This window comes from Mesorhizobium sp. M0854, from assembly GCF_040319815.1.
Lineage (GTDB): Bacteria > Pseudomonadota > Alphaproteobacteria > Rhizobiales > Rhizobiaceae > Mesorhizobium.
The window spans coordinates 70,489-96,695 of sequence record NZ_JAMYOL010000018.1 but is presented as its reverse complement, the minus strand read 5'-3'; the positions used below and the strand labels follow the sequence as shown (position 1 = coordinate 96,695).

The 26,207-nt window shown below is 62.9% G+C and carries 19 protein-coding genes; 9 read left to right on the top strand and 10 right to left on the bottom strand.

Annotation, left to right across the window (positions count from 1 at the left end):
- The first annotated feature begins 346 nt into the window (after nucleotides 1-346).
- Nucleotides 347-1,441 carry a branched-chain amino acid ABC transporter substrate-binding protein gene (locus NKH99_RS23480; protein WP_352969311.1) on the top strand — a complete coding sequence of 365 codons (1,095 nt, stop codon included), beginning with the start codon at nucleotides 347-349 and terminating at the stop codon, nucleotides 1,439-1,441.
- Nucleotides 1,442-1,522: 81 nt separating this feature from the next.
- Complete coding sequence (locus NKH99_RS23475; RefSeq protein WP_353015816.1) at nucleotides 1,523-3,991, top strand: adenylate/guanylate cyclase domain-containing protein; 2,469 nt, start codon at nucleotides 1,523-1,525, stop codon at nucleotides 3,989-3,991.
- 280 nt (nucleotides 3,992-4,271) lie between these two features.
- Here the strand turns inward: NKH99_RS23475 and nadE are convergent, their stop codons facing one another.
- From nadE to NKH99_RS23435, 8 genes are all read right to left on the bottom strand, one after another.
- Entirely contained in the window at nucleotides 4,272-5,279 is a 1,008-nt protein-coding gene (nadE, locus tag NKH99_RS23470; protein WP_353015810.1) for an NAD(+) synthase, read from the bottom strand.
- On the bottom strand, nucleotides 5,276-6,838 hold the full coding sequence (locus NKH99_RS23465) for a class I adenylate-forming enzyme family protein (protein ID WP_353015808.1): 1,563 nt from the start codon (nucleotides 6,836-6,838) through the stop codon (nucleotides 5,276-5,278). The genes nadE and NKH99_RS23465 overlap by 4 nt, the downstream gene beginning before the upstream one ends.
- A 22-nt stretch (nucleotides 6,839-6,860) precedes the next feature.
- Entirely contained in the window at nucleotides 6,861-7,124 is a 264-nt protein-coding gene (locus tag NKH99_RS23460; protein WP_352470706.1) for an acyl carrier protein, read from the bottom strand.
- A 19-nt stretch (nucleotides 7,125-7,143) separates the two neighbouring features.
- Nucleotides 7,144-9,081 carry an asparagine synthase (glutamine-hydrolyzing) gene (asnB, locus tag NKH99_RS23455; protein WP_353015806.1) on the bottom strand — a complete coding sequence of 646 codons (1,938 nt, stop codon included), beginning with the start codon at nucleotides 9,079-9,081 and terminating at the stop codon, nucleotides 7,144-7,146.
- Nucleotides 9,082-9,265: 184 nt separating this feature from the next.
- Nucleotides 9,266-10,237 carry an NAD-dependent epimerase/dehydratase family protein gene (locus tag NKH99_RS23450; protein WP_352470637.1) on the bottom strand — a complete coding sequence of 324 codons (972 nt, stop codon included), beginning with the start codon at nucleotides 10,235-10,237 and terminating at the stop codon, nucleotides 9,266-9,268.
- A 109-nt stretch (nucleotides 10,238-10,346) separates the two neighbouring features.
- Nucleotides 10,347-13,805 carry a chromosome segregation protein SMC gene (gene smc / locus NKH99_RS23445; protein ID WP_352969318.1) on the bottom strand — a complete coding sequence of 1,153 codons (3,459 nt, stop codon included), beginning with the start codon at nucleotides 13,803-13,805 and terminating at the stop codon, nucleotides 10,347-10,349.
- A 117-nt stretch (nucleotides 13,806-13,922) separates the two neighbouring features.
- Nucleotides 13,923-14,648, bottom strand: a complete 726-nt coding sequence (locus tag NKH99_RS23440) for a DsbA family protein (RefSeq protein WP_023674158.1) — start codon at nucleotides 14,646-14,648, stop codon at nucleotides 13,923-13,925.
- A 129-nt stretch (nucleotides 14,649-14,777) separates the two neighbouring features.
- The gene (locus NKH99_RS23435; RefSeq protein ID WP_023674157.1) at nucleotides 14,778-15,278 is read right to left on the bottom strand and encodes a DUF721 domain-containing protein; all 501 of its coding nucleotides are present in this window, start codon (nucleotides 15,276-15,278) and stop codon (nucleotides 14,778-14,780) included.
- Nucleotides 15,279-15,327: 49 nt separating this feature from the next.
- Between NKH99_RS23435 and mutY the strand changes: the two genes are divergently transcribed.
- Nucleotides 15,328-16,440: an A/G-specific adenine glycosylase gene (gene mutY, locus NKH99_RS23430; protein ID WP_353015802.1), complete on the top strand. Its 1,113-nt coding sequence runs from the start codon at nucleotides 15,328-15,330 to the stop codon at nucleotides 16,438-16,440.
- An 11-nt stretch (nucleotides 16,441-16,451) separates the two neighbouring features.
- Nucleotides 16,452-17,063: an HAD family hydrolase gene (locus NKH99_RS23425; RefSeq protein ID WP_352788280.1), complete on the top strand. Its 612-nt coding sequence runs from the start codon at nucleotides 16,452-16,454 to the stop codon at nucleotides 17,061-17,063.
- 66 nt (nucleotides 17,064-17,129) lie between these two features.
- On the opposite strand, the gene NKH99_RS23420 is transcribed toward NKH99_RS23425, so the two are convergent.
- Complete coding sequence (locus tag NKH99_RS23420) at nucleotides 17,130-18,263, bottom strand: site-specific DNA-methyltransferase (protein WP_353015800.1); 1,134 nt, start codon at nucleotides 18,261-18,263, stop codon at nucleotides 17,130-17,132.
- A gap of 180 nt (nucleotides 18,264-18,443) precedes the next feature.
- Between NKH99_RS23420 and NKH99_RS23415 the strand changes: the two genes are divergently transcribed.
- Nucleotides 18,444-19,133, top strand: coding sequence for an HAD family hydrolase (locus NKH99_RS23415; RefSeq protein ID WP_353015798.1), 690 nt, complete (start codon nucleotides 18,444-18,446; stop codon nucleotides 19,131-19,133).
- 38 nt (nucleotides 19,134-19,171) lie between these two features.
- On the opposite strand, the gene NKH99_RS23410 is transcribed toward NKH99_RS23415, so the two are convergent.
- The gene (locus NKH99_RS23410) at nucleotides 19,172-19,870 is read right to left on the bottom strand and encodes a hypothetical protein (protein WP_352830703.1); all 699 of its coding nucleotides are present in this window, start codon (nucleotides 19,868-19,870) and stop codon (nucleotides 19,172-19,174) included.
- A 128-nt stretch (nucleotides 19,871-19,998) separates the two neighbouring features.
- Here NKH99_RS23410 and thrC point away from each other — a divergent pair, with 128 nt between their 5' ends.
- Genes thrC through NKH99_RS23390 form a run of 4 tightly spaced genes read left to right on the top strand, consistent with a single transcriptional unit; the run spans nucleotide 19,999 to nucleotide 26,206 of the window.
- Nucleotides 19,999-21,396, top strand: coding sequence for a threonine synthase (gene thrC, locus NKH99_RS23405; protein WP_352501950.1), 1,398 nt, complete (start codon nucleotides 19,999-20,001; stop codon nucleotides 21,394-21,396).
- Between the two features lie 14 nt (nucleotides 21,397-21,410).
- Entirely contained in the window at nucleotides 21,411-22,703 is a 1,293-nt protein-coding gene (locus tag NKH99_RS23400; protein ID WP_353015796.1) for a M16 family metallopeptidase, read from the top strand.
- A 15-nt stretch (nucleotides 22,704-22,718) separates the two neighbouring features.
- The gene (locus tag NKH99_RS23395; protein WP_352470647.1) at nucleotides 22,719-23,315 is read left to right on the top strand and encodes a GNAT family N-acetyltransferase; all 597 of its coding nucleotides are present in this window, start codon (nucleotides 22,719-22,721) and stop codon (nucleotides 23,313-23,315) included.
- A 2-nt stretch (nucleotides 23,316-23,317) separates the two neighbouring features.
- Nucleotides 23,318-26,206: an EAL domain-containing protein gene (locus NKH99_RS23390; RefSeq protein WP_352470648.1), complete on the top strand. Its 2,889-nt coding sequence runs from the start codon at nucleotides 23,318-23,320 to the stop codon at nucleotides 26,204-26,206.
- Nucleotide 26,207 lies beyond the last annotated feature (1 nt).

Below are 26,207 nucleotides of genomic sequence, written 5' to 3'. Positions count from 1 at the left end.
CCATCATCGACTCAATCTCCTCTTACGACGAAGATTGAATCAGTGCTTCAGGACTGCTGCAACCCGGACTTTTTCAACACTATCGACCCTTTGCCGTCATCCAGTTGGGAGCGTCGCATGACGCGATCTGACCCAATCACGACGCTCACTCCGGTCAGTGGTAACGTCCGGATTTGGCGCGCGATTCCGACCTCAGCGAACGAAGTTGTGACACGCCATTCCAGTGTATGATTGCTTCGCCAAATTGGGGTGTGCGCTGCAATATCAGCCCGAGACAGCCGCGCTTGCCGAAGGGGCTGTCGGCTTTGACGGGATTGGCGTAAGCTACAGTTAAGGGGGTGCACACATGCACCGCATCATCGCCATAGCGATCTTAGTTCTCGCGGCCGCGTTCAGTTCCGCGCGGGCGGAGGTGCTGATCGGTGTCTCGTCTGCGATGACGGGACGGCTCGCCTGGATCGGCGAGCAGGGACAGCGCGGCGCGGAGATGGCAGTGGCCGACGTCAACACGGCGGGCGGCGTGCTCGGCCAGAAGGTGAGGCTCATCTCGGTCGACGACTTCTGCGATCCCGAGCAAGCTGTGGCGGCCGCCAAAAAGCTGGTGGCTGACGGGGTCGTGCTCGTCGTCGGGCATTATTGCTCCGGGGCCTCGATCCCCGCATCAAAAGTGTACGAGGAGGCGGGCGTCGTTGAGATATCCCCAGGCTCGACCAATCCGCAGCTGACCGAACAGGGCCGTGCCAATGTCTTTCGCACCATTGGCCGCGACGACGCGCAAGGTTTCATCGCTGGCAACTACCTTGCCGATCGCTGGGGCAACAAGAAGATTGCGATCCTCCACGACAACTCGACCTATGGGAAGGGTCTCGCCGACGAGACGAGGAAGCAGCTGCACAAGCGGGGCGTGACTGAGGCCGTTTACGACGCATACATTCCCGGGAAGGACGACTATTCGGCCGAGGTCGCTACGTTGCAGACCGCCGGCGTCTCCGCCTTATATGTGGGTGGGTATCATGCCGAGGTTGCGCTGATTGCTCGCGCTGCACACGACAGTGGCTACACGGTTCAGCTCATATCCGGAGATGCTTTGGCGACCGAGGAATTTGCCCTGATCGCCGGCCCCGCCGCGGAGGGGACCCTCTTCACGTTCCCGGCGGACGCGAGGCGAAGCCCCGAAGCGGCCGCGGTCGTTGAGCAGTTCCGTGCGGAGAATTTCGAACCCGCGGGCTACACGCTGTTGAGCTACTGCGCGGTCCAGGTTTGGGCCCAGGCGGTCTCGAAGGCAGGTTCGCTGGAGCCGAAGGCCGTCATTGCGGCACTGCACGAACAGGAATTCGACACCGTGATCGGCCGGGTCGATTTCGACGACAAGGGCGACCTCACCAAGCAGAGCTGGGTTTGGTACGTCTGGCGCGGCGGAGAGTACGTGCCGGTTGAATAGGGTTCGCTGATCGCCGGCGTGCCGGCTGAGATGTCTAGTCTGATGCAGACCAGTGTGGCCGGACTGTTCCGACTCGCCGAGATGCTTGAACGCCTCGGCATACGCGGCCGGCTGTTGCTCGCCTTTTTCGGGATCAGCGCCCTTGCGGTGCTGGCAACCGCTGCGGCGCTTTATGCCTTCCTCCAGGTTGGCGACGTCGTGGACCGAATTACCACGGATCGAGTGCCGTCGGCGCTCGCCTCCCTCCAGCTGTCGCGCCAAGCCGAACGGGTCGCTGCTGCCGCGCCATCGGTGCTGGCAGCGACAAGCAGGGCTCAGCACAGCGAGGTCTCGGCTGCCGTCGCGCTCGAGATGTCCCGCCTCGAGGCCCTGCGCACGGACCTCCGGGATGCCACGTTGGGCACAGTGCCTTTGGCCGAGATTGAGGAAGCCGCGATTGTTCTGAGGCGCAACCTGAAGGAGCTCGACTCTCTTGTTGTCGCCCGGCTCGACGTGGTCGCCCGCAAGGAGGAGCTCCTGAACCGCCTCGCCGCGACGACAACCGGAAGCCAGCGCCTTGTCGCCACCGGCATCCTAGTGATGGATTCCAGGCTGCCGCAATGGCGGGCGGTCGCGGCCGACACGTCGCTGTCGCCCGATCGACGCGCAGCGGCGATGGCCGACCTGGTCCAGGCGATTGCGGCCTACATCCCCCAGCAGAAGGCGCAGCTGGAGATCTCGGCAGTCAACGACGCGCTGGTGAAGGTCGCGAACGCGCCGACGCCGGGCGACCTGGCGTTGATCCTTTTTCCGCTACGCCGTTCGCTCACTGCTCTTGAAAAGGTCTCCACGGAGATCGACGAAAAGCTGCGGACCCGCTTTCGGCAGCGTGTCGATGAGTTCAAGGGCTTGACCGACGGCGAGGACAGCATCCCCAAGGCGCGGGAGGACGAGTTTGCTGTCCTGGCACAGGGCGAAAGGCTTCTGGCCGAGAACAATCGACTGTCGCGCAATCTCACCGCTGGCGTCGATCGGCTGGTCGCCACGGCAGACCAGGAGATCGCTGCGTCCGGTCGCGAAGCCGCGCTCGTCCAGCGCTACGGCACCGCGGTTGTGCTCGGCTCCGCCTTCCTCAGCCTCCTGAGTTCGGTTCTGGTTGTCTGGCTCTATGTCGACCGCAGCCTCCTCGCCCGACTGGGGGCCGTGAGCCAGGGCATGCTCGCGATTGCGGGGGGCAACCTTCGTGCGCCGCTGCCAGCCGCGGGCAGCGACGAAATCGGGCGTATGGCCAAAGCGCTGAGACTTTTCCGGGATACTGCTGTCGAGGTCGAGGAAAAGAACCTGCGCGACGTTGCGGAAGCTCGTCAGCGGCTCATCGATGCCATCGAAAGCATCTCCGAAGGATTCGCTCTGTACGACGGGGAGGACCGGCTCGTCCTCAGCAACAGCCGCTACCGCGAATTGCTCTACACCGGTCTGGAGACCGAACTGACGCCCGGCACGACATTCGAGCAAATCATTCGCCGATCCGCTGAGCGCGGCTACATCAGGGACGCCGAGGGGCGGGTCGAGGAGTGGGTCGCCGAGCGCCTCTCGCGGCACCGCAACCCTGGCGAACCTTGGGTGCAGCGGCGAGGCGACGGGCGATGGGTCATGATCAGCGAGCGGCGGATCAGCGCCGGCGGCACGGTCGCCGTCTATTCGGATATCACTGAGCTGAAGCAAAGGGAGGAGAACCTCGCCGAGAAATCCGTGATTCTGGAGGCGCTTTCCAGCAAGCTGGCGAAGTATCTGGCGCCCCAAGTGTATCGCTCGATATTCACCGGCCGCCAGGAGGTCAGGATCGCCAGCCAGCGGAAGAAACTGACAATATGCTTCTCCGATATCGCGGGCTTTACCGAGACCACTGACAAAATGGAATCCGAGGATCTCACCCAACTCCTCAATCACTATCTGACGGAAATGTCGAAAATTGCTTCGGATCACGGCGCTACGATCGACAAATATGTCGGCGACGCGATCCTGATGTTTTTCGGCGATCCCGAGACTCGCGGCGTCAAGGAGGACGCGCTGGCTTGCGCGCAGATGGCACTTGCAATGCAAAAGCGGATTGGCGAGCTTGCCGAAGTCTGGCGGGACATGGGGATCGAAACACCGCTGCGGTGTCGCATCGGCATCCATACCGACTACTGCACCGTCGGTAACTTCGGCAGCGAGGACCGGATGGACTACACGATAATCGGCGGCGCCGTGAATCTCGCCTCGCGCCTGGAGCAGGAGGCGCCGCCGGGGACAATCCTCATTTCCTACGAGACGTTTGCGCAAGTGAAGGACGCAATCGACTGTGAAGAACTGGGGCAAGTCCAGGTCAAGGGGATCGCCTATCCCGTCGCCACCTACCGCGTCATCGATCTGAAGGCCAATTTGGCGGCCGCTCGTCGTGCTGTTCGAACCGAGCTGCCGCACTTCAGGTTGGAACTTGAACCTGAGCTGATGTCCCCTGACGAGCGTGGCGATGCCGCCAATGCACTTCGAGACGCGCTGGATCGGCTTCGTCACAAGCCTGGGTAGTAGGGCTTGGTCCACAACGACCCCTCCCAATGGACACAAGGAGTGGGATGTGGGACGCCGCTCATTGGCGCTGTCGATGCGAAGGCCGCAGAACGGTCGCGGTCAGTCTTCGAACTCGGGCGGAACGTCGGCATCGGAGCCGAGACTTAACATTCACGGCATCACTGGCACGGGTCCGGATATGGCGCAACGTGCTCGTTCTCGCAGATGAGACGAACGGCAACTTCCCGCCCATCTCGGCCATGACGGCGGCCTGGGACGTGGCCGGTCTCGAAGCAGGTCAGGTACCGAGTTCTTCGACTTCCTCGACGAGTTGCGGACGCATGTGCAGATAACGCGTCGCCTTGCGTTTGGCGATGATATCGGCCCAGACGTGTTCCACTTGTGAGGCGGCCAACCCCGCCGCCTGCCCCACCACCTCAGCCGCCACGCCGTTGTTGAGACCGTAAAGGCAAAGATCCATACGGTCATAGGGAAGCGAGAAGTAGAACTCCTCCTGGGTCTGCGCCAGCGAGTAGGTATCGGTGGTCGGAGGCCGGTTGCGGATTTCTTCCGGAATACCGAGATGGGCCGCAAGCGCATAGACCTGTGTTTTATAGAGGTGGGCAATCGGCTTGACGTCCGCGGCGCCGTCACCGTTCTTCACGAAGAAACCCTGATCGTATTCCAGCCGGTTCGGGGTTCCAAGAACGGCGAAGTTCAGGCGATCCGCATGATAGTATTCAATCTGCTTGCGGGTGCGCTGCTTCATATTGGTAGCGGCGACGACGCCGAGATAGACAGGCAGCGGCATTCTCAGTTTCGTCTGCTTGCCCTCCGGGTCTTGCACCACCAGGGACGAGATATTGTAGCCCCCGCCCTCAAGGGCGTTCGCGATCACGATCTTCGAAGCCCAGCCTTCGCCGTATTCCGGGACCAATTCGCGGATGAAGGCGTCGCGACGCCTGTAGCAGCCCATTGCGCGCAGGATCGGCCCGATATCCTCCGTCACAGCCTCGACACCGAAAGTTTCGGCGACGAGGCGGCCGAGCCGCAGACTTTCAGGATCGGAATCGCTTTCCGGCATGAACAGGCAAAGCACATTCTTGGGGCCAACGGCTCGTACCGCCAACGCGACCGACACGCTCGAATCGATCCCGCCCGAAAGACCGAGCACAAGGCCCCGCTTGCGAAGCCCGCGCAACTGCTGGCGCAAGGCCGTTACGATACGGTCCGTTTCGGTGATCAGGTCGATTGCCAGAGCCTGCGCCAGAAAGGTCCGCGCATCCTCGGTCGGGCGAACATTCATTGCGCGGCCTCCATGGTTTCTGCCGCAAGCCGACGGCTGACCTTGCCGGTATCGGTCTTCGGCAGCTCGCGGCGGAACTCGACGACCTTGGGGACCATGAAGTCCTCAAGGTGGCGTGCACAGTGACGTATGATATCCTTTTCGGTAAGCGCCGGGTCGGACCGTACTATAACTGCGCCGATCGCATGCCCGAGCACGGGATCCGGCACACCGACAACCACCGCTTCCGCGATGCCCGGATGAGCGTGAAGCACGGCTTCCACTTCCTTGGGCGCCACCTTCTCTCCCCGCGACTTTATGATGTCGTCCTTGCGGCCGACGAAATAAAGAAAGCCTTCCTCATCGGCCCTGAAAAGATCGCCGGTGTAGAGAACCTTCTCCCAAGGGTTCGGACCCGGGCGCAGGGCTCGTGCCGTCGCAGCTTCGTTTCGCCAATAACCCTGCATGATGTGCGGCCCGCGAATGACCAGCTCACCCGCTACGCCCGGCGGCACCCGTTGCCCCTCGTCGTCGACGACAAAGGCTTCGGTGTTCGGAATGGCTATTCCGACCGAGCCCGGCCGGCGCTCGAGCTCCTCGGGCGGCAGATAGGTGCAGCGCTTGCATTCCGTCAGGCCATACATCGAATAGAGCCTGACACCGGGGAAAAGGAACTGAAGGCGTTCTATGTGAGGCGGCGGCAAGGCAGCCGCCGTGTTGGAAATATAGCGAAGGCTGGGCAGGAAGCCCGGCGCCAGGTCCCTCATCTGCAGAATCATCGCTGCCATCGTGGGCACGAGCGGAAGCCCGGTGACGCCTTCCTGGCGGATGCGTTCAAAGACCGCCTGGGGAAAAGCGAAGGACTTCTCGAGCACGAGCGTGGCGCCGAGCCTGACGGCCATCAGCAATTGATAGAGGCCGTAGTCGAAAGCGAGGGGCAGAACATTCAAGATGATGTCGTCGGGCGAGTTGCGCAGGTAGTTGGTGATGGAGTCGGCCGCCGCGTCGCAATTGCGGTGCGTCATCATCACACCCTTGGGCCGGCCGGTCGAGCCCGAGGTGTAGATCAGCATCGCAAGATCGACGTCAACGCCGCGATGGTCAATCTCCCTGACTTGGACCGTCAAGCACTCCGCCAGGGATGTGGCCCCTGCCGGGCATTGGCTATCGGCAGCAACGGTGGAAGCCACGAAGATGCCGGTCTTGCCGGAGGACGTCTTGCCGGAGGATCCGGACGCCTCGGCGACCACGGGCATCAGTCTTGCTTGCGTGAGGATCGCGGCGGCATCGCAATCGGCGATGATGTAGGCTAGCTTTTCGGCCTTGGTGGATGCGTTGATCGGACTGAAAGTCGCGCCTGCTTTAAGAACTGCGAAAATCGAAACCGCAGCCTCCCAGCAATTGTCCATGAAGATCAGCACCCGGTCGTCGCGCCTGACGCCATTCAAAAAAAGGGCGGCGGCCAAGCGGCTCGAGAGATCGTCCAGCTCTTTGTAGCACAGCCTTTTGTGCTCGGTGATCAATGCCGTTTTGGCTGGATGGGCAGCGGCCTTCGCCGTCAGAAAATGTTCGATCCGCACGGACGCTCCTCACCGATGGCGCCTATGCTGCCAGCGCTTCTGCTTTTGCCTTGACGAAGGCTGAGATACGGTCAATCGAATCCAGATTGGCCGGTACGATGTCGGCATCGACCATGGCTATGCCAAAATCATCCTCTATGAATGCCACTAGCTCCAACACGGCCGTCGAGTCGATGATGCCGTTCTCGATCAGTGATGCGGTGTCTGCAAGCTCGTAGGACGTGTCGCCGAACAGGAAGTTGTCGACGATAAAGGTTTTGACCTTGTCCTTGATTGCTACCATGATTTTTCATTCCCTCGATTTCTCAGGCCGCTCGTGCTTCACCGACCTTTTCGCCGGTGAAAATCTTCTGCCACAGTTGCGCCGACAAAATGCCGACGAAAGCCGCATTGTCGCGGAATCCGGACGCTGGCTGCAAGCGGCATTTCTCGTGCAGGTTCGCCACCGCCTTGGCGTTGAATAGTCCTCCGGAGGCGATACTCGCCTCGCTCAGCGAGTCGCGTACGTAGTCCAATTCTCCGGCTCCCACGAAGGAGCGGGCTTCCGGCGCCCGGTAAGGCTGTTTGGTGCGATCGCGGATGGCCGTCGGAAGCAGGTGCTTGGCAGCTTTGCGCAATATGTGTTTTTCCACCAGTCCCTTCAGCTTCATCTCCGGCGGAAGTCTTGTCGCAAACTCCACCAAGCGATGGTCAAGGAAGGGGAACCGCCCTTCGATACCGTGCGCCATGGCCATGCGATCGCCCTGGCTGGAGAGGATGTAGCCCGGCAGGAGGAAGCGGGTTTCTAGATATTGCGCCTGATGCAGCGGATGCCACCGGGAAAACGCCTCAGGCAACCGGCTGGCCAGGTCCTCGGCCGCGTCATACCCCTTCAATGTCGCGCGCAGGTCACCGGAAAAGAACATCTTCGCCGCTGATGTGGTCTTGAAACGCGGCCGATGCGAGAACAGCGGATCGTCCAGGGCAGCGCTGCCGGTTCCGAAGAACGCAGCCAGGTATTCCACGGACTGCTGTTGCAGGCCCGGCAGATAGGGATAAAGCTTGCGGAACAGTTGTGGCCTTATGCGCGATGCCGGCTGTCGCGCGCAGAAACGGCGAACCCGCGCTTCCTTGAAGACATCATAGCCGGCAAAGAGCTCGTCGGCGCCTTCGCCTGTCAGCACTACTTTCAAACCGGCCTGGCGAACGAGGCCGGACAGTTGATAGAGGGGGGCTGGGGCCGTGCGGATGATCGGCCGCTCGGTAAAGCGGATGACTTCGGGAAACACACCGGCGATATCGCCGGCACGACACGCAATGGTTCGATGGCGCGTGCCAAGTGCTGACGCCATTTCGGTCTGGAAGGCGCTTTCGTCATGCTCGGCGCTGTCGAACGTCACGGAAAATGTCTGCAGCTTAAGAGGAGTCATGCCGGCCGCGAGTGCCGAAACGAGGGATGAATCGAGCCCGCCCGAAAGGTAAGAACCGACCGGCACGTCGGCGCGCATGCGAAGCCTCACCGCGTCGGTCAACAGGGCCTGCAGTTCCTCGGCCGCGTCGTCCTCATTGGTGATCTTCGATGGCCTATCCGGATACGGGTAGTCTAGGTGCCAATATGGTTTGACCGTGACTTGCCCCTGTGTCGCGATCATCACGCTTGCCGGCTCCAGCTCGTGGATGTTGCGGAAAGCCGTGCGGGGAGCGATCGGCGCCCACAGCGTAAAGATCTGGTCGAGTGCAATCGGATCGATTTCGGCCGAGACGCCGGGTACCGTCAGCAGGGCCTTTATCTCCGACGCAAAGTAGAGCACCCCGTCCTTGCTGGTGTAGAACAGCGGCCGAACACCCATGCGGTCTCTTGCAAGCACCATCCGCCGCCGCCGGTTATCCCAAATCGCGAAGGCGAAATCACCGTTCAGGAGCGACAGACAGTCTTCGCCCATCTCGTCATAAAGCTGCAGGAGAACTTCGGTATCGCTCGAGGTGCGGAAGCGTCGGCCCTTGGCCAGCAGCCCTTCGCGCAATTCCACGTAGTTGAAGATCTCGCCGTTGAACGCAACCGTCAAATTGCCGGTTTCGTCGGACATCGGCTGCTGGCCATCACCAATCCCAATCACCGACAGCCGCGCATGCCCAAGTCCAGCCTCGGGCGCTACGAATTTCCCTTGTTCATCCGGCCCGCGATGGGCGATCGCAGACGTCATGCGCGCAAGCAAAGCTTCCGCATCCCGGACTGAACCGAAATAGCCCCCGAATCCGCACATCCACACAGCTCATACTGAACAGCAAGCCACGAAACATAGCGGTCATAAGCGCCTCAAAGGTTAATCGGATACGTTTCAGCGAGCATGTGGTTAACAGGATGTTAGGACAAAATGATGCTTTTGCGGACCGACTTGCGCCCCACTTCAGATGTCAGCTTGACGGCATCACGGCGAGCGGTGCAAATCACTGCTTCGAGTACGGCCGGTACCAGTCGACAAACTTCTTCAGCCCGTCCTCTATCGAAACGCTAGGCCTGAAGCCGAAATCCCGCTCCAGCGCGGTCATGTCGGCGTAAGTCTTCTCGACGTCGCTCGCCTGCATCGGCTCGTTGTGGCGGATTGCCTTGACCTTGAGCAGCCTTTCCAGAATGTCGATGAAGTCGCCCAGACGCACCGGCCGGTTGTTGCCGACATTGTAGAGCCTGTTCGGCGGAACGTCAGCCGCCGGCGGCTTGTCGAGCACGGCGACAACCGCCTTCACAACATCGTCTATGTAGGTGAAATCGCGCCACATTTCGCCATTGTTGAAGACCCGGATCGGCTTGCCCTTGAGCATCGCCTGGGTGAACATCCAATAGGCCATGTCGGGACGGCCCCAGGGACCGTAGACCGTGAAAAACCGCAGGCCGGTCTGCGGTATGCCGAACAGATGGGCGTAGGTGTGGCTCATCAACTCATCGGTTTTCTTGGTGGCGGCGTAAAGCGAAACGGGCTTGTCGACCTGATCGGCTTCGCTGAACGGCACGCTGCGGTTGCCGCCATACACCGAGCTCGACGAGGCATAGACCAGATGCTCGAATGCCGGTTCGGCGCGACAGAATTCGAGCACTTCGAGGTGGCCCATGACATTGGAGCGGATATAGAGCCGCGGATTGTCGAGTGAGTGGCGCACGCCCGCCTGCGCGGCAAGGTGCACGATCCTAACGATGCCTTGCCCGGCCAAAGCGGCTGCAAGCGCGCCCTGTTCGGCAATATCGATCTGGTGGAACGAAAAATCCTTATGGGGCAGAAGGCCGGCAAGCCGCCCCTTTTTGAGCGCCAGGTCGTAATAGTCGTTCATGTTGTCGACGCCGACGACCGCTTCTCCCCGGTCGAGCAGATGGTGGCAAACGTGGCTGCCAATGAACCCCGCGGCTCCGGTGACAAGTATAGGCAACAAGCTTCTCCACGCGCATAGCCGGGCCGGTATCTGGAGCGGCAGATCCGGCCCATTTTGTCGTGCTATAGTCGAAAGCCGAGGTGGAGACCACCATTAAGCTGATGCGTCAGCTTGCCTCGCGCATGGCTTCGGCCGCCTGCAGGTCAACCGACACCAGTTGGCTGACGCCTTGCTCGGCCATGGTCACCCCAAACAGCCGGTCCATGCGCGCCATGGTGATCGGGTTGTGTGTGATGATGACGAAGCGCGTTTCGGTGGTTGCGGCCATTTCGTCCATCAGATTGCAGAAACGCTCGACATTGTGGTCATCGAGCGGCGCGTCGACTTCGTCGAGCACGCAGATCGGCGCCGGGTTGGTCAGGAACACGGCGAAGATCAGCGACATCGCCGTCAACGCCTGCTCGCCGCCGGACAGCAGCGTCATCGTCTGCGGCTTCTTGCCGGGCGGACGCGCCAGGATCTCGAGCCCCGCTTCGAGCGGATCGTCGGACTCGATCAGTTGCAGCTCGGCGGTGCCGCCGCCGAACAGATGCGAAAACAGCCGTTGAAAATGGCCGTTAACCACCTCGAAGGCGGCGAGCAGCCGCTCGCGGCCTTCGCGGTTCAGGCTATGGATCGCCTGCCGCAGCTTGCGGATCGCCTCGATGATGTCGTCGCGCTCGGAGACGATGGTCTCCAGCCGGTCCGACAGTTCCTTCTGCTCCTCCTCGGCGCGCAGATTGACGGCACCGAGCCGTTCGCGTTCGACCTTCAGCCGGTCGAGCTGACGCTCGATCTCGGCCATTTCGGGCATCGGGCTGTCGGGTTCGAGGCCGGTGTGGCGGATCACCAGATGCGGCGGCGTGTTCAGCGTTTCCTGGATGCGCGCCTCGACTTCCAGCCGACGCTCGTCGGCGGCGGTCAGCCGCTCTTCGGCGCGAACGCGGGATTCGCGCGCCTCGGCCAGCGACTGGATGGCAGCAGTCGCAGCCTTGTCCAGCTCGGACTGGCGGTTCTCCGCTTCCTGCAAGCGGTCGCCCGCTGCCTTGCGCAGGCTTTCGGCCTCGGCGAGTTGCGACAGCAGGGCGCGCCGCTTGGCGTCGATCTCGTCGGGGGCGTCGGCCAGTTGCTCGCGCTCGGCCTCGGCCTCCGCCTTGCGTTCGCCGAGCGCCGCGATCTGTGTCGAGGCGTTTTCGGCGCGCTCCATCCAGTTGCGCCGTTCCGCGCCGATGGCATCGAGCCGACGCGCACGTGCCTCGGCTTCCCGCCTCAGGCCCTCGTGAACGGCACGCGCATCGGCAAGGGCGGCGCGGTCGCGGGCGACATTGGCCGCCGACTGCTCGAGCTGCAACTGCAGGTCGCCGAGATCGGGCGCGTATTGCAGCAGCATTTCCGCCTCGACGAATGCCGCCGCCGTTTCCTCATGGCTGTCGACAATGCGTGCGCGCGCCTCGTCAAGTGCGGCACGCCGGCTCGACAGCTCGCCGCCGGCTTTTTCGGCCTCGGCCAGCGTATCGCGGGCAGCGTCGAGCCCGTGCTGGGCGTCGCGTCCGGCCTGTCGGGCGTTGCGTTCGGCCTCGCTCGCCTGGGCACGCGCCTGTTCGGCCCGGGCAAGGGCTTGTTCAGCTTCGCGCAGGGCGCGCGTGGCATGGACTGCTTCGGCATCGAGCTCGGCCAGCCGGTTTTTCTGCGCCAGCCGCTGCGCGGCGGCGGTCGGGGCATCGGCGCTGGCGGTGAAGCCGTCCCAACGCCAGAGCGCGCCTTCGCGGCTGACCAGCCGTTGACCGGGAGCAAGCAGCGTCTGCAGCCGTCTTCCGTCGGCGGCTTCGACAATGCCGATCTGGGCCAGCCTGCGGGCCAGCTGTGCCGGCGCACGCACAACGCTGGCGAGGCTCCTTATGCCTTCGGGCAATGCGGCGTCGGCAGGCTGGATTTCGCTCTGGCCCCAATGCACCGGCGCACTGCGGTCGAGCGGCACGTCGAGATCTTCGCCAAGCGCCGCACCCAGCGCCGTCTCGTAGCCACGCTCGACGCTGATCTGCTCCAGCACCGAGGGAAATAGATCGCCGCTGGCGGCGTTGAGGATCTTGGCCAGCGTGCGTGCCTCGGTTTCGATCCGCGCCAGCTCGGCCTTTGTGTCCTGAACCGGTGGGCGGGCAGCACTTTCGTCTGCACGCGCCTCGGCGACCGCCTGTTCGGCGGCAATGGCGGCTGCCTCGGCCTTTTCGAGCAGCGCCAGCGCCTGATCGACCAGTAGCCGCTTCTCGGCGGGATCGGGCAGGCCGGCGACCCTGGAGACGATCTCCGACAGTTCGCGGTCGACATCGGCAAGCTGGCGGGCAAAGCGGTCGCGGCGCTCAGCGGTGTCGCGCAGCGTCCGTTCGATCTGGTTGCGCGAGGCGGCAGCCTCCGCCCGTTCGGCGGTCAGCGCGGCGAGCCTGGCCTCGCTCGAGGCAAGCGTCGATGCCGCCTGCTCGAAAGCCGCGCGGGTGCTGGCTTCGCGCTCGGCGGCGCCGGCGTTTTCGGCATTGAGCGCGGCTTCTTCGGCGGCGAGGCGTTCGAGGATATCCGCATTATCGCGGACCATGCGCTCCTCGCGGGCAAGGTCGCCATCGAGCTGTTGCAGTCGGCGGTCGAGCTCTGCCTGGCGGGCGCGGATGCGGCCCGCCTCTTCCTCGATCTGCGCCTTGGCGATCGACAGACGCTGGAAGGCGGCGGCGGCAGCGGCTTCCGCATCGCGCAAGTCCGGCAGCCGGTGGGCGTTGATACCTTGTTCCCTGGCGGCAGCCATCTGGGCGGCGGCACGGTCGCCGACCAGCGCGGTGGCAATCGCCAGCGCCGAACGCGCTTCGCCTTCCTGCGTCTTGGCCAGCGTCCAGCGCAGATGCAGCAGCGTCGCTTCGGCCTTGCGGATGTCGGCCGACAGGTTCTTGAAGCGCGAGGCCTGGCGGGCCTGGCGTTTCAGGCTTTCGATCTGGCTTTCCAGCTCGCCGACGACGTCGTCCAGCCTTTCGAGGTTCTGTTCCGCCGCCTTCAGCCGCAGCTCGGCTTCGTGGCGGCGCGTATGCAGGCCGGAAATTCCGGCCGCCTCTTCCAGCAGCGCGCGGCGCGCCTGCGGCTTTGCCTGGATCAGCTCGCCTATGCGGCCCTGGCCGACCATCGAGGGCGAGCGGGCGCCGGTCGACTGGTCGGCGAACAGCAGCTGAACGTCCTTGGCGCGAGCCTCCTTGCCGTTGATGCGGTAGAGCGAGCCGGCCTCGCGCTCGATGCGGCGCGAGACCTGCAACTCATCGGCGTCGTTGAAGGCGGACGGCGCGGTGCGGTCGCTATTGTCGAGGAACAGCGTGACTTCGGCGGTGTTGCGGGCCGGACGCGTTCCCGAGCCGGAAAAGATGACGTCGTCCATGCCGGACGCACGCATGTTCTTGTAGGAGCTTTCGCCCATAACCCAGCGCAGCGCCTCGACCAAGTTCGACTTGCCGCAGCCGTTCGGCCCGACGACGCCGGTCAGGCCGCGTTCGATGACGAACTCGCCGGGTTCGACGAAGGATTTGAAGCCGAGCAGGCGAAGGCGCGAGAACTTCATTCGCGCCGGCCCATAGCCAAGTTTCGCAACGCTGTTCCGCGGTTTTGCAAGGAGACCCCGCGGCAAGACAAAGAAGTGCGCACGCCGAAGCGACGCCGCTTCGGCGCTGCCGAAACGTCAGAGCAGAGGGTCGATGATGGCCGACATTTCCGCAATCGACATCGCCCCTTTGTAGGTCTTTCCGTTGATGAAAAAGGTCGGTGTGGAATCGACCTTGAATTCGTCGGCGCCACGCTTCTGGACGGATCTCACATCGTCCAGAAGTTTCTGGTCCGTCAAGCAGGCCTCGAAGGACTCCTGTGTAAAACCGGCAAGCTTGGCGATTTGCAGCAGTGCGTCCTTGGTATTGTTCACACCAACCCAGTTCGCCTGCTGCCTGAACAGCACGTCGACCATCGGGAAATAGTTGTCCTTGGAGCAGCGCGCCAGCATGAAACCGGCCTCGGCGCTGGGATCGAACGGAAACTCGCGCAGTATGTAACGGGCCTTGCCGGTATCGATATATTTCGTCTTCAGCTCCGGAAAAGTGGTCTCGGCGAAATGCGCGCAATGCGGGCAGGTCATCGATGCATATTCGACGATAGTGACCTTTGCATCGTCCTTGCCGAGCTGCATGTCGGGCAATGCGCCGGGCTTCAGCAGTGCCGCCATATCGACCGTGCCCTGAGCCTCCGGCGCCGCCGCGGCGGCCGGAGCGGCCGGCTTCGCAGGTTCCGGAGCCGCAGGCTTCACATCCTGCGCCTCGGCTTTCTCGCCCGAGTCGCTGCAGGCGGCAAGCAGCGCCACCGCTGGTATTGCGGCCAGCGAAGTCAAAAGGTTTCTGCGGGACAAGGAACGGATCATACGAATCACCTGGCAATAGTTGGATTTTGCAATGCAAAGTCTACAAAAAGCGAGAGTTGGCGCGAATTAAGGCATTACCGCCCCTATTCCAATCGCCAAATCCGGGCATACCATCACGATAGCGCGAGATCACGGTTTCTTTTGACCGAGAATGGTGGCGCCAAGCCGCTCTAGCGAGGCGCGCAGCCCGCCGTCCTCGATCAAACCAACGGTGCCCGACAGCTTCGCTTTCTCGGCCGCAGTCAATGGCCGCAAACTGGGTTTCGGCTTGTCCTTGCCCGCCATTACCGGCTTCTGCACGATCCTGATCCGACCGATCGCATTGAAACCGAGGAAGGCATTGACCCGGTTGATGATCTCGCCGGTCTCGTGCTGCAGATGCAGTGCCGCTACACCCTCGCAGGCAATCACCAGCACCGCCGGTTCGAAAGGATCGTCCTCATGCATGCGGCGCGGCCACTGGATCTTTTCCGGGCGCGAGCGGCCGGCAAGCCGCGGCCCGGCAATTTCTTCCCATGACTGGACCAGTCCGATCGACATACCGGCCCGTTTGCGCAGCACCGGGTCGAGGATCTCGGTTGCGAGATCGCTCACCGGAACGGGATTGCCGAAGGGCCTTTTCCCTGCCATGTGCGTTCTCCAGCTTCAGCACCAATGGATTAGGGCCGACCCTCGATCAATGGCACTGCACGACCAGATCCGCAAGGCCGTATCCGGAGACAATGTCGAGATCGCCTCCCGGCTGCTTGGCTGGTACGACGCGCATCACCGCGACCTGCCCTGGCGCGTTTCGCCGCGCGCGCTGGCGGGCGGGGCGCGGCCCGATCCCTATCTGGTCTGGCTTTCCGAGGTGATGCTGCAGCAAACCACGGTCGAGGCGGTAAAATCCTATTTCCGGGCGTTCGCAGAGAAATGGCCAACGATCCAGGCGCTGGCGGCGGCACCGACCGAAGACGTCATGAAGGCCTGGGCCGGGCTCGGCTATTACTCCCGCGCCCGTAACCTCAAAGCCTGTGCCGATCTCGTCGCGCGGCAAGGCGGCCGCTTTCCGGACAGCGAGTCCGGCTTGAAGGAACTGCCCGGCATCGGCGCCTATACGGCGGCGGCGATCGCAGCGATCGCCTTCGACCGACCAGCCGCGGTCGTCGACGGCAATGTCGAACGGGTCGTCTCACGGCTGTTTTCGATCGCCACGCCGCTGGGCGAAGCCAAGGGCGAGATACGCGGCCAGGTCGAACGCATGGTTCCCCCGACAAGGCCCGGCGACTTCGCGCAGGCGATGATGGACCTGGGCGCGACGATCTGCACGCCGCGCCAGCCCCGCTGCATGCTGTGCCCCGTTCGCGAGGGCTGCAGCGCCACGACCTCGGGCGACCCCGAACGCTTTCCGGTCCGCCTGCCCAAGGCCGAAAGACCCTTACGCCGCGGTGCCGCCTTCGTTGCCGTCAGGCGCGACGGCGCCATCCTTCTGCGCAAGCGCGCGGACAAAGGCCTGCTCGGCGGCATGACTGAGGTGCCGACGACCGGCTGGACGGCGCGCATAGACGGCGCCACCACGGAAGCGGCAGCCCCCTTCCCCGGCAACTGGCGGCAGGCCGGACGCATCGGCCATGTCTTCACCCATTTTGCGCTTGAACTCGACGTGTTCAAGGCGGACACCGACAGTGCCGCCCCGGTCGGGCATTTCTGGTCGCTGGCCCATGAAATTTCCGGGGAAGCGCTGCCGAGCGTCATGAAAAAGGTAATCGAAGCGGCGATACCGGGCGCGACGAAAAAGCAGCGGCCGCGTTGAAAGAGAGAAGAATGACTGAAATCCGCCACATCGTTTTCGATATCGGCAAAGTGCTGATCCACTATGATCCGGACCTGCCCTTCAGTCGCTTGATCCCCGATCCCGACGAACGGAAATGGTTCTTCGACAATGTCTGCACGCATGATTGGAACATCGAGCAGGATCGCGGCCGCAGTTGGGAAGAGGCCGAAGCGCTGGCGATCGCGCAATATCCCGAGCACGCCGAAAATATCCGCAATTTCCGCCGGCACTGGCACGAGATGGTGCCTCACGCCTATGAGGACAGCGTCGCCATCATGATCGGCCTAATCGACAGCGGCCATGACGTGACGATGCTCACCAATTTCGCTGCGGATACGCTCGCCGAGGCCCGCGAGCGCTTCGATTTCCTCAATCGGCCGCGCGGCGTCACCGTTTCCGGCGACATCCGCCAGATCAAGCCGGACCGCGCCATCTATGACCACCACGTCGCCGCGTTCAGCCTCGAACCGTCAGCCACACTGTTTATCGACGACAGCCAGAAGAACGTCGACGGCGCCAAGGCGGCGGGCTGGCAATCGGTGCTGTTCACCGACGCCCAGACGCTTAAGGCAGACCTTGAGCGGCTTGGGATCAAGGTGTGATTTGAATCACTTCGAAAGACTGATTGAGACGTCGCTTTAACGCGATTTGCCGAAAGTTCAGGAGCTTCAGGCCCCTGCCCGTTCCATGCCCAGGCGAGCAATGCGGCGAAGCTCGTCGATCGGGGTCAGGCCGCCGCTGCGCTCATAATGCCAGAAGGTCCAGCCGTTGCAGGCGTCCAGCCCCTGCACCTCGGCGCCGACCTTGTGGATCGACCCGGCACTGTCGCCGATCGCCAGCGTGCCGTCGGCGCGCACTTTTGCCGCCCAGCGCTTCTTGGCATCGTAGAGCGTGGCGCCTGGCGCCACCAGGCCATTGTCGAGAAGGGTGACGAAGGCGACGCGCGGCTCAGCGCGCTTGCCGGTCAGTACCGTCAAATTGGCGCCTTCCAGCGGCCGGACCGCATCGATACGTTCCATGGCGGCATCGATATAGGTTTGTTCGCGCTCGATGCCGACGAAGTGGCGGCCAAGCCGCTTGGCGACAGCCCCGGTGGTACCTGAGCCGAAGAACGGGTCGAGCACGATGTCGCCCGGCCTGGTCGATGCCGTCATGACGCGGGCAAGCAACGCTTCCGGCTTCTGCGTCGGATGCAATTTGTCACCATTGTCGTTCTTCAGGCGCTCGCCGCCGGTGCAGATCGGAAACAGCCAGTCCGAGCGCATCTGGACGTCGTCGTTCGATGCCTTCAGCGCCTCGTAGTTGAAAGTGTAGCCCTTGCCCTTCTGGTCGCGCGATGCCCAGATCATCGTCTCATGCGCGTTCTGGAAACGGCGGCCACGGAAATTGGGCATTGGATTGGTCTTGCGCCAGACGACGTCGTTGAGGATCCAGAAGCCCAGGTCCTGCATCTTTGCCCCGACCCTGAAAATATTGTGGTAGGAGCCGATAACCCAGATCGTGCCGTTGGGCTTCAACACACGGCGCGCCGCCAGCAGCCAGGCGCGGGTGAAGGCGTCGTAGGCCTCAAAACTGTCGAACTGGTCCCAATGGTCGTCGACGGCATCGACCTTGGATTGGTCGGGCCGGTGCAGATCGCCATCGAGCTGCAAATTATAGGGCGGATCGGCGAAGATCACGTCGATCGACTTTTCCGGCAGCCGTTCGAGCGCGGCGACGCAGTCGCCCTTCAGGATCGTATCCAGCCACTCGGATTGCTGGGGAGCATCGGAAAGCTCGTCGAGAAGACGCACGGCAGACATTGTGACACCCAAGGCACGCGTTACTGTTTACTGTCCGTTATGGTTACCGATCAGCGTAAATATTCAGTGAAGCAGCCCGCCGAATTTGCGAAGCCCGGCCTGTTGGTGTATGCCGCGCCGCCTGAGCCGTTTGGACCAAGGGGCCCTCGGCATTCCCCTCATCCCGCTTTCCGGATCACCATGCCCCAGCCAGACCTTGTCATCTTCGATTGCGACGGGGTGCTCGTCGATTCCGAAATCATCGCCGCGCGGATCGATGCCGAGCTGTTGACCTCGGCCGGCTACGAGATATCGGCCGAGGAGATTTCCGAGGTGTATGCCGGGTTGACTTTCAAGGACATCATGATGCAGGTCGAGGAAAAGTCCCGGATCCCGTTCCAGGCCTCGCTGATCGACAAGGAGGAACAGCTGGTCGATCGTCGGCTGCGCAGCGACGTGCGTGCCATCGACGGGGCGCACGAGGCTGTCGCCGCGGTAGCAGTGCCGCGCTGCGTCTGTTCGAATTCGCGTTCGGAGCGAATCGAATTCATGCTGGAGAAGGTGCAGCTTTTGCCGTTCTTTGCCGGCCGTATCTTTTCCTCGCTGGAAACCCCGACCGGGAAAACCAAGCCGGCGCCGGACGTGTTTCGGTTCGCCGCGGAAAAGCTCAAGGCCGATCCTGCGAACACCTTTGTCATCGAGGATTCGGTGCATGGCGTCACCGGCGCCAAGACGGCGGGAATGCGCGTCATCGGCTTCACCGGCGCGGCGCACAGCTATCCCGGCCACGCCGATGCGCTGACCGAGGCCGGCGCGGAAACGGTCATCCGCCGCTGGGCGGAGCTGAAAAGCGTGATCGCCGCGCTGTCGGAATGGTCGGCGGACGCCTGAGAGGCCGCCTCCAACCGCCGTGGCACGAATGCAGCGGCTTAGTTGGTCGCGGCGGCTTTCTTCTTCCTCGGCTTGTCTGTCGCTACTTTCGGAGCGCCCTCGTCATACCCGGCATATGCCTGGTAGTCCTTCGCCGTCGGCTCCGGAACGACGACGTTGGAATCGGTGAAGACGAACTGCGTGGCACTTGAAGGATCGGTAACCTGGACCTGATAGGAGTGAAGCTGCGAATAGAGAACTTCGGTGCCGTGCATCACCGCGATGCGGATCGGCATGGTGATGGTCCCGGGGGTGAACATCGGGCCAGGCACGACCTTGCCTGCGACGGCTATCTTCATCGACAAGGAGCCGTTGGCGCGGCTGCAGTCGCGGGTCACATCGGTGATCGAAGCCTGATAGATGATCTTGGCGGAATCGTCCGGCTGATCGACGCCTGCCGCGTCCACTGCCGGCTGGGCGGCTTCCTCGGCGGCAACATCGGGTTTTTTCTTCGGCTTCGGACCGCTCTTGGCGTAGGTATTGAAGAAGGCGGTGCCGTCACGCAACGTCACTTTCGGGCAATAGGCCTGCAACTGGCTGGAAAGCACCTTTGGATCGGGTGGCGGTGGCGGCGTCGCATCCTTTTTGCCGAAGCCGAGAATTCCATTGTCGCTCGATTGGCAACCTGCGGCGGCAAGCATAAAGCCGGTGAGCGCCACACCCGCGACAAAACGACCGTTGAATGAATGAAACGCCATGAACTGCACTTCCCTCTCGCAAAGCCGGTGACGTATATCAACCGCGCGGCAAAAATGCGACTGATCCAGCGCAGAAATCCACCACCTCGCGGCGGGCGAAAATTCCCGGCAGCAATGGAAACGTGACGATGCAATATGTGAGTACCCGCGGGGAAGCGCCCGCGCTTGGATTTTCCGACGCGGTGCTGGCCGGACTGGCGCGCGACGGCGGGCTCTACCTGCCGAGCGCCTGGCCGCATTTTTCCGCAGCCGAGATCCGCGCCATGCGCGGCCTTGCCTATCCCGATCTTGCCATCCGCGTGCTGTCGCCGTTCCTCGGCGGCGAGATCGCGGCGCCGGTGTTCGAACGGCTGGTGCGCGAAGCCTATGCAACCTTCCGCCATGAGGCCGTCTGCCCGCTGGTGCAGACCGGGCCGAACAGCTTCGTGCTCGAGCTCTTCCACGGCCCGACGCTCGCTTTCAAGGACGTGGCGATGCAGCTTCTTGCACGGCTGATGGACCATGTGCTGGCCGAGCGTGACCAGCGCGCCACCATTGTCGGCGCCACCTCCGGCGACACCGGAGGGGCCGCCATCGATGCCTTTGCCGGGCGCAACCGCACCGACATCTTCGTGCTTTTCCCGCACGGCCGCGTCTCGCCGGTACAGCAGCGGCAGATGACGACCTCGACCGCCGCAAACGTCCATGCGTTGGCGATCGAAGGCAATTTCGACGACTGCCAGAGCCTGGTAAAGGACATGTTCAACGACCACGGTTTTCGTGACCGGGTATCGCTGTCCGGCGTCAACTCGATCAACTGGGCCCGCATCATGGCCCAGATCGTCTATTATTTCTCCTCCGCGCTGTCGCTCGGCGCGCCCGACAGGCCGGTTTCCTTCACCGTGCCGACCGGCAATTTCGGCGACATCTTCGCCGGCTATGCCGCCAAGAAGATGGGGCTGCCGATCGAACGGCTGATCATCGCCACCAACGACAACGATATTCTGGCGCGCACGCTGGCAACCGGCGAATACCGCATGAAGGGGGTCTTTTCGACCACGTCCCCCTCGATGGACATCCAGGTGTCTTCGAACTTCGAACGCTTGCTGTTCGAAGCGTCCGGCCGCGATGCCTCGGCCGTGCGGCGCTACATGAACGGGCTCAAGCAGTCCGGCGCCTTCACCATCGAGGCCGGCGAAATCGCCAAGATCCGCTCCGAATTCGACGCCGGCCGCGCCACCATGGACGAGGTCGCCGCCACCATCCGCACCACACTTGCGGCGAGCGGCTATCTGCTCGACCCGCATACCGCCGCGGCCGTGCATGTGGCCGCCGGCAAGGCTGCGGGTGAGGTGCCGATGGTGGTGCTGGGCACTGCGCACCCGGCAAAGTTTCCCGCCGCCGTCGAAGCCGCCAGCGGCGTGTCGCCTGCCCTGCCTGCATGGCTAGGCGGGTTGATGAGTGCCGAGGAAAAATACACGGTACTTCCATCCGACCTGAAAATGGTGGAAGATTATGTCGGCCGCCACACGCGGGCGGCGCGTTAGGGAGTAATTGCCATATGGGTGTTGAGGTAAGCCGTCTGTCGAACGGCCTGACAGTCGCCACCGAAACCCTTCCAAGCCTCGAATCTGTTGCCCTTGGCGCCTGGGTCAAGTCGGGCGCACGCAACGAGCGTGACGAAGAGCACGGAATGGCGCACTTGCTCGAGCACATGGCTTTCAAGGGCACCAGTCGGCGAAGCGCCTTCGAGATTGCCTCGGAGATCGAGGACGTCGGCGGCGAGATCAATGCCGCCACCAGCGTCGAGACGACCTCCTATTATGCAAGGGTTCTGAGCGACGACGTGCCGCTGGCCGTCGATATCCTTTCCGACATCCTGCAGGAATCCGAATTCGATCCGCAGGAGTTGGAACGAGAGCAGCATGTGATTCTGCAGGAGATCGGCGCCGCGCACGATACGCCCGACGACGTCGTTTTCGATCACTTTACCGAGACCGCCTTCCGCCACCAGACTATCGGCCGCTCGATTCTTGGCACGCCGGAAACCGTCAAATCCTTCACTTCGAAGCAGTTGCACGACTTCATCGAACGACAGTACGGCGCCGAGAACATGGTGATGGTGGCGGCCGGCGATATCAAGCACGACGATTTCGTGCGCGAGGTCGAAAAGCGTCTCGGCAGCTTCCGCGGCAAGGCCGACGGCACCATCCCGCAATATGCGCAGTATGTCGGCGGCGATTTTCGCGAGGACCGCGACCTGATGGACGCGCAGATCGTGCTGGGTTTCGAGGGCCGCGCCTATCACGTCCGCGATTTCTATGCCTCCCAGGTCCTGTCGATGATCCTGGGCGGCGGCATGTCGTCGCGACTTTTCCAGGAAGTGCGCGAAAAACGCGGCCTGTGCTATTCGGTCTATGCCTTCCATTGGGGTTTTTCTGACACCGGCGTCTTCGGGGTCCATGCGGCGACCGGACAAAGCGATATTGCCGAGCTGGTGCCTGTGATCATCGACGAGCTGCAAAAGGCCGGTGAAACCATCCTGCAGGAGGAGCTCGACCGGGCGCGTGCGCAGTACCGCGCCGGGCTGATCATGTCGGCCGAGAGCCCGGCCAGCCGCGCCTCGCAGATCGCCAGGCAGTTGCTTCTGTTCGGCAGGCCGATCGCCAAGGAAGAGTTGATGGAGCGGCTGTCGGCGCTGACGGTCGAGCGGCTGACGGACCTGTCGTCGCGGCTTTTTTCGACCAAGCCGACGCTTACAGCCGTCGGGCCGGTGGGTACGCTCGCGCCCTATGAGGCGATCCTCGATTCGCTTTCGGGCACGCAGACCACTGCCCGCAAGCTCGCCGTCTAAGCCTACTCGAGCCTCGTGTTCGCGCTCCCTTTCTTTCGCCGCGACCTGCCGGCACTGAAGGGCGAGCTTGTCACGCTGCGCGTACCGCTGACCAACGACTATCGCGAGTGGTCGGTGCTGCGCAGTGAAAGCCGCGCCTTCCTTGAGCCGTGGGAGCCGCGATGGACCCCTGACGAACTCGACCGCACGGCGTGGCGGCATCGTATCGGGCGCTACCGCGAGGACTACGCGCAGGGGACGGCGATCGCCTTCTTCATCTTCGAGAAAAGCAGCGGCAAGCTGGCCGGCGGTATCACCCTCGGCAATATCCGCCACGGGGTCGCCCAAAGCGGCCATATCGGCTACTGGATCGGCGAGCGCTTCAGCGGACGCGGCCTGATGACCGATGCCGTAAGAGTGGTGACGCGTTTCGCCTTCGAAACGCTGCGATTGCACCGGATCGAAGCTGCCTGTATTCCCGACAACGCCCGGTCGATCCGCGTGCTTGAAAAAGCCGGATTCCGGCGCGAAGGACTGCTACGATCCTATCTCAGGATCAACGGCATCTGGCAGGACCATTACCTATACGCCCGAATCGCGGACGATCCGCCGGGCGTTGGAACAAAGGGCTGATTTTGACGAATTTTCTGCGCAAGGGGTCGCTGCTTGCCTTTATGCTGGCGGCAATCGTCACGCTCTGCGCGGCGTCCTCGGCCTTTGCCGTAGAACCGATCAAGATCGCCCGCGACGACGTTGCGCTCGATCTTTCGGGGGCCGTCTTGATCTACCGGAACCAGGGCGAGAATTTTCAGGTGTCGACCGCGCCAGGCCCGGACGGCATCGTGCGGCGCATCGAGGTCGAGGCAAATGATGCGCGCTCGAGCGGTGACTGGGCGGTGTTCGCGCTGGCCAATACCACCGACCAGCAGCTCGACAGGCTGATTGTCGCACCGCATTTCCGGCTGGTAAATTCCGGCCTGTTCTGGCCGGATCTCGGCTCGACCCGTATCGCCGCGATCACGCCCAGCGAAGGCTTTGCGCTCGACCGCCAGACCAGCCCCGACGCCGACGTCTTCCGGGTCACGCTGAACCCGGGAACGGTGATTACCTTCATCGCCGAGCTCGCCTCGCCCAAGCTGCCGCAGGTCTATCTGTGGGACCCTGAATCCTACAAGGACTCGGTCAATTCCTACACGCTGTTTCGTGGCATCGTCATCGGCATTGCCGGCCTGCTGGCGCTGTTCCTGACCATTCTTTTCGTCGTCAAGGGGACCTCGATGTTCCCGGCAACGGCGGCCCTAGCCTGGGCGGTGCTTGCCTATATCTGCGTCGATTTCGGCTTTCTCAACAAGATCATAGAGATCTCACCGGGCAATGAGCAGATGTGGCGCGCCGGAACGGAGGTGGCGCTCGCGGCGACCTTCGTGGTGTTCCTGTTTGCCTATCTCAACCTCAACCGGTGGCACGGCCATTTCAGCTACGGCGCGCTGGTCTGGATTCTCGGGCTGGTGCTGATCGCCGGTGTCGCCATCATCGATCCGGCGGTTGCCGCCGGCATTGCCAGGCTGTCCTTCGCCGCCACCGCGCTGACCGGGCTCGGCCTGATCATCTTCCTCGGTATCCGCGGTTACGACCGCGCCATCATGCTGGTGCCCAGTTGGGTGATGGTTCTGCTGTGGCTATGCGGATCGTGGATGGCAATCACCGGCATGCTGGACAACGATATCGCCCAGCCGGCGCTGGGCGGCGGGCTGATCCTCATCATCCTGCTGATCGGCTTCACGGTGATGCAGCACGCTTTTGCCGGCGGCGCCCTGCATCAGGGCCTGTTCTCCGATCTCGAGCGGCAGGCGCTGGCGGTTGCCGGATCGGGCGATACCGTGTGGGACTGGGACGTGCTGCGCGACCGCGTCGTCACTCGTCCCGACGTCAGCATTCAGCTCGGCCTTGCCCCCAACAGTCTCGGCGGGCCCGCCCGCAACTGGCTGCCGGTGCTGCATGCCGACGACCGCGACACGTTTCGCACGACGCTCGACGTGGTGCTCGAGCACCGGCGCGGCCGGGTGTCGCAAAACTTCCGCCTGCGCGGCGCCGACGGGCACTATCACTGGTTTTCGCTGCGCGCCCGGCCGGTGATCGGCTCGGACGGCGAGGTCATCCGCTGCGTCGGCACCATGGTCGACGTGACGGAGCAGAAGAAGTCCGAGGAACGGCTGCTGCATGACGCCGTACATGACAATCTCACCGGCCTGCCCAACCGCGAGTTGTTCATGAACCGGCTGGAGGCGATCATTTCGATCGCCCGCACCGAAGAGAAGGTGCGCCCGACCGTCTTCGTCATCGACATCGACCGCTTCAAGCAGGTCAATGACGGGCTCGGCATCTCGGCCGGCGATACCATCCTTTTGACCATCGCGCGGCGGCTGCACCGGCTGCTCAAGCCGAAGGATTCGCTGTCGCGCTTTGCCGGCGACCAGTTCGCGCTGATGCTTTTGTCGGAGCAGGATCCGGCTCGCATCGCGGGCATTGCCGATGCCATCAAGCACGCCATCAACAACCCGATCACCTTCGCCAAGCGCGAGATCGTGCTGACCGCCTCGATCGGGCTGATCACCTGGACCGCCACGCAGACCTCAGCCGAGGACATGGTCAAGGATGCCGAGCTTGCCATGCATCAGGCCAAGCGCTTCGGCGGCGACCGGATCGAGCCATTCCGTCCCGCCTTCCGCACCGTCGGCACCGACCGGCTGCAGTTCGAGTCCGATCTGCGCCGCGCCATCGAACGACGCGAATTCACGCTTGCCTACCAGCCGATCGTGCGGCTGGAGGACGGCAGCGTCGCAGGCTTCGAAGCGCTGCTGCGCTGGGACCATCCGCGTCGCGGCATGATCCCGCCGGCTGATTTCATTCCGGTCGCCGAAAACTGCGGCCTGATCGTGCAGCTTGGGCTGTTCGCCATGCAACAGGCTGCCGAAGACCTGGCGGGATGGCAAAAGCAGATCGGCGATGCGCCGCTGTCGGTCTCGGTCAATCTGTCCAGCCGTCAGCTCATCCGCCGCGACCTGGTCAGCGACGTCCGCTCGGTGATCGCGCGAGCCAACCTGAAACCGCGCTGCTTCCGGCTCGAACTCACCGAATCGCTGGTGATGGACAATCCCGAGCAGACCGCCCATGTGCTGACCAAGCTGAAGCAGCTTGGCATCGGCCTGTCGCTGGATGATTTCGGCACCGGCTATTCATCGCTGGCCTATCTGACGCGCTTTCCATTCGACACCATCAAGATCGACAAGAGCTTCGTCGACGACGCGACGCCGAAACGTGCGGTGCTGCTCAAATCCATGGTCAATATGGCGCATGAACTCGGCCTGTCGGTTGTCGCCGAAGGCATTTCGGACGAGAGCGATGCGCTGGAGTTGCGGCAGATGGGCTGCGAGTACGTGCAGAGCTTCATGTTCGGCGCGCCGATGCCGGGCGACCAGGTGCTGAAGACGCTGAAGGAACAGTATCCGTTGACCCAAGCGTGAC